This window comes from Streptomyces sp. SID5910 (genome assembly GCF_009862125.1).
In the GTDB taxonomy this organism is placed as follows: domain Bacteria; phylum Actinomycetota; class Actinomycetes; order Streptomycetales; family Streptomycetaceae; genus Streptomyces.
Map to the genome: position 1 here is coordinate 1 of NZ_WWHX01000839.1, position 6,730 is coordinate 6,730.

The window sequence follows — 6,730 nt, forward strand, 5'->3', positions numbered from 1 at the left end:
GAGGAGCGGGTGGCCGCGGATCGTGAGCGGATTCTCGGTGCGGATCACCCCGACACTCTGACCGCGCGCGTCAACCTGGCGGTCTCCTACCAGCAGGCGGGGCGGACGAGTGAGGCGATTGACATCGAGGAGCGGGTGGCTGCGGATCGTGAGCGGATTCTCGGTGCGGAACATCCCGACACCTTGACCGCGCGCGCCAACCTGGCCCTTAGCTACCAGCAGGCGGGACGCAGGAATGACGCCATCGAGTTGATGAAGGAGGTGGCCGCGGACCGTGAGCGGATTCTCGGTGCGGACCACTCCAGCACCTCAACCGCGCGGATCAACCTTGCCTCCGCCTACCGGGAAGCGGGGCAGGACGACGAGGCCATCGCCTTGCTGGAGCGGGTGGCTGCGGATCGTGAGCGGCTTCTCGGCGTCGACCATCTCGACACCTTGTCCGCGCGTGCCCATCTAGCCATTTCCTACTGGGAGGTGGGGCGGACGAGTGAGGCGATTGACATCGAGGAGGGGGTGGCTGCGGATCGTGAGCGGATTCTGGGTGAGGACCATGCCGACACTCTGACCGCGCGTGCCAACCTGGCCGCCTCTTACCAGCAGGCGGGGCGGATGAGCGAGGCCATCGCCTTGCTGGAGCGGGTGGTTGCCGATCGTGAGCGGATTCTGGGCGCGGAACATCCCGACACCTTGGCCGCTCGCACCGCCCTCGCCGCCGCCTCCCAGGAGGTGACCAGGCCACAAGATGGTCAGGCCGGCTGACGGGCTCGAAATTCGGTTCGGGCGTTGAGCCGCTCACCGGTCAGGCGCCAGGCGCGAGGCATTCCCCGGGATGTCGGACGTGTGGCGGCTGTCGGAATGGCCCTCGCGGGCCATCATCGATGTGCTCGGAACTGCTGCTCGACCAGGGCGAGGGTCTCCGGCTGTGTGAGCCCGTGCGCTCGCGACAGTTGTACGACGCGTCGGCATGCCTCGATCAGCACGGCCCGGGAGGTGGGGGTACTCGTGGTGACGACGGCGCCGCGTCGCGGACGTAGTTCGATGAGGCGCTCGTCGTTGAGTTGCTGATAGGCCCGCAGCACGGTGTGCATGTTGACGCCGAGAGTAGCCGCGAGGGCTCGGGCTCCGGGGAGCCGTTCGCCTCTGCGGAGGGTGCCATCGGCCAGTCCGCGGCGTACGCAAGCGGCGATCTGCTCCGCCAGCGATGTGCGTGCGGCGGGATCGATGGTGATGAGCATGTCAGCGACCCTCGCTGCGCGGTGGCAGGTGGCGGTTGAGCAGGTCCGCTGCCGTCTCGGCGTCGTCGACGGTGACGACGAAGCGTGTCCCGCGGGTCAGTTCGAGCCAGAGAGCGTCACCTTCGCGCAGGGAGACCGCTCTCATGCCGGGCTTCCACCGGTATCCCCAGCCGCCGACCTCCATGGGCCGGGTCCAGCGAGCCTCGGCGTGTGCGATCCGGTCCACCGCGATGGTGCGCCGGAAGAAGGGCACAAGGGCTGAGGCCACCGTGACGCCCCGCACGGACACGGTCACCTTGATGCCGCCTGTGACGAGGAAGGCCGCTGCGGCGGTCAGCAGGACGAGGCTGACGGTCCGGTATTCCTCGACCAAGGCGGCGACCGTGACGAGGGCGATGGCGAGAACTGTGCCGACAGCGAGCATCCAGCCGCTGTACTGCGACCGGTACCAGACCGTTCGCTTGCCGCTGTTGTCGTGCGGAGAGTGCATCAGTGCCTCCGTGGCAGAAAGCGGCCTATGAGTGCGATCGCGGCGCCGATGGCGAGCGCGATGAGGAACTGGGGGAGCGGGACAGTGACGTCCCTGCCGTCCGGGGACTTGGTGCTGGCCTGGAGCAGGGCGCACAGCAGGTATGCCGTTGCCGTGGCGACCGCCCAGGCCAGGGTGACGATCGTGCGGAACGAGGCCGGCGTGTCGTCCTCGTCGCCTGCCAACGCCCAGACCAGGAAGAGAACGGCCTCGATGACGAAGACCACCAAGTACGAGGCCAGGGCCGAGCCTGACGGGTCGTACCGATCGGCTCCGTCGAATCCGAAGTGGGTTGCCATCCGGTCGGGCAGCACGTGCCGTAGCAGCAGGTACGCAGCGAGCGTGGCCATCAGTGCCGCGACGAAGGGCGTGACGATCGCGGCGGCTCTGCGTCCGGGGCTCGTGTGGTGCTGTTCGTCTGCTGGTGGCACACAGGCTCCGTCCTACGAGGGGTGTCCGGGCATCCGAACCCTTTGTTCGCATCACGCTAGAACAATGAGCGCGGGGCCCGCGAGAACATATCCGGACGTTCTCATTCCTCGCAGCGCGGCAAGCCGTCGGCGACATCAGGGTGCGGCGGAATGAATTGCTCCGGAAATGCACCCAATGTGACTCCTGTCACTGCAAGTGAATTATTTCATGCCCTGAGTAATCGACTGTGTGTACGATACCGCCGTCTATCGCGATGGGCATGCGCACGACCAATCCGACCAATCACCACAAGTTCGGGGAGTCGCACGTGAAGACCAGAAACACCGCGGTTGCAGCCGTCGCCGCGTTAGCGGTCGCCTTCACCGGGGTCGCCGCGCACGGGGCGGTGGCAACCAGCGGCAGCACCGCCACCGCAGCGGCCCACTCGGCAGCGCCCAAGGTGGGCTCAGCCGAAGACGGGCGGGCCCTGTTCGCCGGTGTCTACTTCTCTCAGGGCTCCGTAGCCGAGGAGCTGAGCAAGTCGCCGGACTTCCGGCAGGTGACGAAACTGAGCCGGGAGAACAGCACGGCGGAGAAGCACAAGGCCACCGCCGCTGTGATGAGCGCGATCGAGGAAAAGCAGCCGGACTTCTTCCGGGCCTTCTCCGAGAAGCTCCGCTCCGGTGATCCCCGCAAGGTCCAGAGCGGCATCGCCGACGGCAACACCGCCCTTCGGGCGCTGGCGAAGGACAGCGCGGACGCACCCGACCCCGGCACGGCGAGCGGCACCTGTGTGATCCTCGCCATCGACGTGCTGGTCGTCGTCAACGCCGGTGCCGCGGTGAACCTGTCCGTGGCCGTGGCCATCCAGGCCTGGAAGTACGTCACCAACGCGTCCGTGGCGCCGAAGGGCGAGGACAACTCGCTCGCCAGTGAGCAGCGCATCGCCAAGCTCACCCAGATCCTGGCCGCCTGAGACAGGACCTGTCCCGGCATGGCGGTGGGGCGCACCCGGGAGCGCCCCACCGCCGTTGGCCGGCAACGCGTGACGCCCTCGCCCGAGGGCCGGAGCACCCGAGAACCCGTGCACATCGCACCAGGGAGAACCGTGCGCTTATTCCATTTCGACGTCAGACGTCAACACGCCTCCGGCACCGCCGACATTCCGCGCTCCTGGGTGACAGCGGCCGTCGCGGGATGGACGGTGGCCATTCTCTACGTGGCTCAGAGTTTCCTCCCCCACAATGTCGTGTCGCTTCCCGCGCAGGAATCGGCACGCAAACTCGCCACTGTCACGGCGCCGCAAGGCTGGGCCTTCTTCACCAAATCGGCCAAGGACCCCAGCTATGCCCCGTATCGCATGGTCGACGGGCATTGGAAGAACGTCTCCCTGACACCGCACTCACGGCCCTCCAACCTCTTCGGTTTCGACCGCGCCTCCCGCACACAAGGCATCGAAGCCGCCCTCATGCTGCGGCAGGCGGGGACGCGCTGGACCACCTGCGACAGTGCCGACACCGTCAGCCAGTGCCTGGTCCGCGCCGAGAGCCGACCGCACGTGACCAACCCGTCCCCCGCCCCCACCCTCTGCGGCCGGGCCGCGGTCGTCGAGATGACACCCGTGCCATGGGCATGGCGTGATCTGTCACCGGAACACGCGGCCCCCACCAGGGTGGCGAGCTGGCAGGTGACCTGCCGATGACGCACCGTTCCATCCCTCTGCCATGGACCAACGTCTACGGACTGGCCCGCTCCCTCGTCGCCCTCGGCACGGCCGGCACACTCGCGGCATCCAGCGCGCAGACCCTGTTCCGTCCGGTGGCGACACTGGGTGACTACCCGTCATGCCAGTCCGCCGCCGCAGGCAGCGTCTTCTGTCTCACGCCGCACGACTACACCGGTCTCACCTGGATCAAATGGGCATGTGTCGTCCTGCTCCTGGTCGTCGCGTCCGGATGGCGCCCACGCCTGACGGCCCTGCCTCACGCCTACATCAACTACAGCGTGTTCTCGGGCATCGCCATCATCGACGGAGGAGACCAGATCGCGCTCGTCCTCTCGGTGCTCTTCGTCCTCCCCGCGCTGGGCGACCCTCGTCGCTGGCACTGGCAACAGCCGCCCACGCACTCGCTCACCAGCCCACCCCAGCGGGCCTTCCTCCTGTTGGGGCACACCAGCCTCGTCGTCCTGCGGCTGCAGATGTCGGTCCTGTACTTCCAGGCCGCCGTCGCCAAACTGCCCCACTCGGAATGGGCCGACGGCACAGCCATGTGGTACTGGGGAACCAACCCTGATTTCGGCCCCGCTCCATGGCTGGCCACCCTGGTGACGCCCGTGGTCTCCACAGCGCTGGGCGTTGCGCTGATGACCTGGGTACCGCTGGTCATCGAGCTGTCCATGGCTGTCTGCCTGCTGATTCCCTTTCACATACGGCGGTACGTCATGGCCGCCGGGCTGCTCTTCCACCTCTCCATCGCGGGCATGATGGGCCTGTGGAGCTTCGCCCTCGCCATGGCAGGCGGAATCATCGTGCTCTGCCTCCCCGCCGGTTCCTCTCTCGACGTCACTCGCGGCGAACGGCCGGAGCAGGGGGCCGAAGGGCCGCCGCCGCAGCAGGAAACGCGTGCGCCCGAACCGACCGTCGCCGGCCCGCCACGGTCCGACGGCTGACCCGGCCGGCCCTTCCGCAACCGGACGCCGGGGTGGTGTTGGATACACCCCACTTCCACGGGCTGGCGCCATCGTGGCGTCGGGCCTGGTCGGGACATGCTCAAGGGGTCGCGAGAACAGCCCTGTTGGAAGGAAACCCCGTGTCCGTTCGTCTTCACAACTCCGCCCAGGACAAGCCCAGGAAGCAGCGCGGTCAGGTGCTGTCGGTGGTCGCCGCGCTGGCGGTTCTGGGCGGTGGCCTGGCCGTGGCCGGCCCTCTGGCTCATGGTGCACCGGGTCATGGTGCTCCGGGGCACGGTGCTCCGGGTCACGGTGCTCCGGGTCATGGCGCTGCCGGTCATGCCGGTGACCGCGACGCCGTGGGCGAGGGTGCGCGGACGCTGGTGAGTGAGGACGGTTTCCCCGCCGCGCTGGCCGCCGTCCAGGGCCGCGACGGACGGGTCCGCGACTACACCGCCGGCACCGGTGACCTGGCGACGGGCGCGGCCGTGCCGGTGAACGGACAGGTTAGGGCCGGCAGCAACACCAAGTCCTTCACCGCGGCGGTCGTGCTCCAGCTGGTCGGCGAGGGCAAGGTGAAGCTGGACGAACCGATCGAGACGTACCTGCCGGGCCTGGTGCGCGGCGACGGCATCGACGGGCACCGGATCACCGTACGGAACCTGCTCCAGCACACCAGCGGCCTGCCCGACTACGTCCAGGCGCTCGGCCTGGACCCGTTCGCGATCCGCGACACGTACTACAACCCGCGTGACATGCTCGACCTCGCCCTGAGCCAGAAGGCGGCGTTCGCGCCCGGCGCGAAGTGGCAGTACAGCAACACCAACTACGTCCTGGCGGGCCTGCTCGTGGAGAAGGTCACGGGGCGGCCCTTCGGCGAGGAGATCACCCGCCGGATCATCCAGCCGCTCGGCCTGAAGGACACCTACTGGCCGGGCGCCGGCGAGCGCGGCATCCGGGGCGCCCACCCCAAGGGCTACGCCTCCGCCGCCCCCGGCGGTCCGCTGGAGGACATCACCCGCCTCGACCCGTCCCAGGCCTGGGCCGCGGGACAGCTCGTCACCACCCCGCGCGACCTGGACCGCTTCTTCTCCGCGCTGCTCGGCGGGGAGGTGCTGGACGCCGCCGAACTGACGGAGATGACGACGACCGTCCCGGCCGAGGGCGCCCCCACGCCCGACAGCGACTACGGCCTGGGTCTCTTCCGCAACACCCTGTCCTGCGGCGTCGAGCTGTGGGGCCACGGCGGCTCCATCCACGGCTACAACACCTACAGCGGCGCCACGAAGGACGGCCGCGCGGCCGCGGTGGCGGTCACGGCCCTGCCGAGCGCGGTGGCCGCGGAGCCCGCCGGGATGATGGCGGCGAACCAGCACGTCTTCGATCTGGTGGACACGGCCGTCTGCGAGTAGCGCCCGCCCCCGCACCCGCCCCTGTCTCCGTCCCCGTCGCGTCGCCGTCCGGCCACCCCGGACGGCGACGCGGCCGTCGTCACCCGGTTCGCCCACCTCCCCATGCCCCGCCGCACCACCCGATTGCCTCGCTCTTGTGTTGTCCCGCCCCGGACGGTGATGACGTGGACCGGACGGACTCGTCGAGACGTGCGCGAGACATGAGGATGCGACATGGTTCAGGGCTTTTCCAAGGAACCGGGCACCCACGGACCACTCACCGAGGTCTCCCCGCAGGGGCAGCGGAAGATCACCCGCTGGGCGGCCGCCATCGCTCTGGGCGGCTTCCTGTTCGGCTTCGACACGGGGGTCGTGTCGGGAGCCCTGCTCTACATCAAGCAGGACTTCGACCTGAACTCCTTCGAGCAGGGCAGCGTGGTCAGCGTGCTGCTCATCGGCGCGGTGATCGGCGCCACCTCGGCCGGCCGGCTGTC

9 protein-coding genes are annotated in these 6,730 nt (G+C 68.7%); 6 read left to right on the top strand and 3 right to left on the bottom strand.

Going from position 1 to position 6,730, the window contains the following annotated elements:
• A partial coding sequence (locus tag GTW67_RS29545) for a tetratricopeptide repeat protein (protein ID WP_161167817.1) occupies positions 1-759 on the top strand: 759 nt, incomplete at its 5' end.
• Between the two features lie 113 nt (positions 760-872).
• Here GTW67_RS29545 and GTW67_RS29550 read toward each other — a convergent pair.
• The 3 genes from GTW67_RS29550 to GTW67_RS29560 are packed head-to-tail and all read right to left on the bottom strand — an operon-like array spanning position 873 to position 2,195.
• Positions 873-1,235 (bottom strand): GntR family transcriptional regulator, encoded by a 363-nt coding sequence (locus GTW67_RS29550; RefSeq protein WP_161167818.1) that lies wholly within the window; start codon positions 1,233-1,235, stop codon positions 873-875.
• Position 1,236: 1 nt separating this feature from the next.
• Complete coding sequence (locus tag GTW67_RS29555) at positions 1,237-1,725, bottom strand: hypothetical protein (protein ID WP_161167819.1); 489 nt, start codon at positions 1,723-1,725, stop codon at positions 1,237-1,239.
• On the bottom strand, positions 1,725-2,195 hold the full coding sequence (locus GTW67_RS29560) for a DUF1648 domain-containing protein (protein ID WP_161167820.1): 471 nt from the start codon (positions 2,193-2,195) through the stop codon (positions 1,725-1,727). The genes GTW67_RS29555 and GTW67_RS29560 overlap by 1 nt, the downstream gene beginning before the upstream one ends.
• Positions 2,196-2,503: 308 nt before the next feature.
• On the opposite strand from GTW67_RS29560, the gene GTW67_RS29565 reads away from it, so the two are divergent.
• The 5 genes from GTW67_RS29565 to GTW67_RS29585 all read left to right on the top strand — a co-directional run.
• Positions 2,504-3,151: a sporulation delaying protein family toxin gene (locus GTW67_RS29565; protein WP_161167821.1), complete on the top strand. Its 648-nt coding sequence runs from the start codon at positions 2,504-2,506 to the stop codon at positions 3,149-3,151.
• Between the two features lie 228 nt (positions 3,152-3,379).
• Positions 3,380-3,877, top strand: coding sequence for an SdpA family antimicrobial peptide system protein (locus GTW67_RS29570; protein ID WP_346010775.1), 498 nt, complete (start codon positions 3,380-3,382; stop codon positions 3,875-3,877).
• Positions 3,874-4,845, top strand: coding sequence for a sporulation-delaying protein SdpB family protein (locus GTW67_RS29575; protein WP_161167823.1), 972 nt, complete (start codon positions 3,874-3,876; stop codon positions 4,843-4,845). Before GTW67_RS29570 ends, GTW67_RS29575 begins: the two co-directional genes overlap by 4 nt.
• 383 nt (positions 4,846-5,228) lie before the next feature.
• Positions 5,229-6,257, top strand: coding sequence for a serine hydrolase domain-containing protein (locus GTW67_RS29580; RefSeq protein WP_524539834.1), 1,029 nt, complete (start codon positions 5,229-5,231; stop codon positions 6,255-6,257).
• Between the two features lie 213 nt (positions 6,258-6,470).
• Positions 6,471-6,730: MFS transporter (locus tag GTW67_RS29585; protein WP_161167824.1), on the top strand; the 260-nt coding region annotated here is incomplete at its 3' end.

What these genes read in the sequence shown, in the direction of transcription:
- GTW67_RS29555 (WP_161167819.1), bottom strand. Translation starts at nt 1,725, where the DNA reads ATGCACTCTCCGCACGACAACAGCGGCAAGCGAACGGTCTGGTACCGG.
- GTW67_RS29550 (WP_161167818.1), bottom strand. Translation starts at nt 1,235, where the DNA reads ATGCTCATCACCATCGATCCCGCCGCACGCACATCGCTGGCGGAGCAG.
- GTW67_RS29575 (WP_161167823.1), top strand. Translation starts at nt 3,874, where the DNA reads ATGACGCACCGTTCCATCCCTCTGCCATGGACCAACGTCTACGGACTG.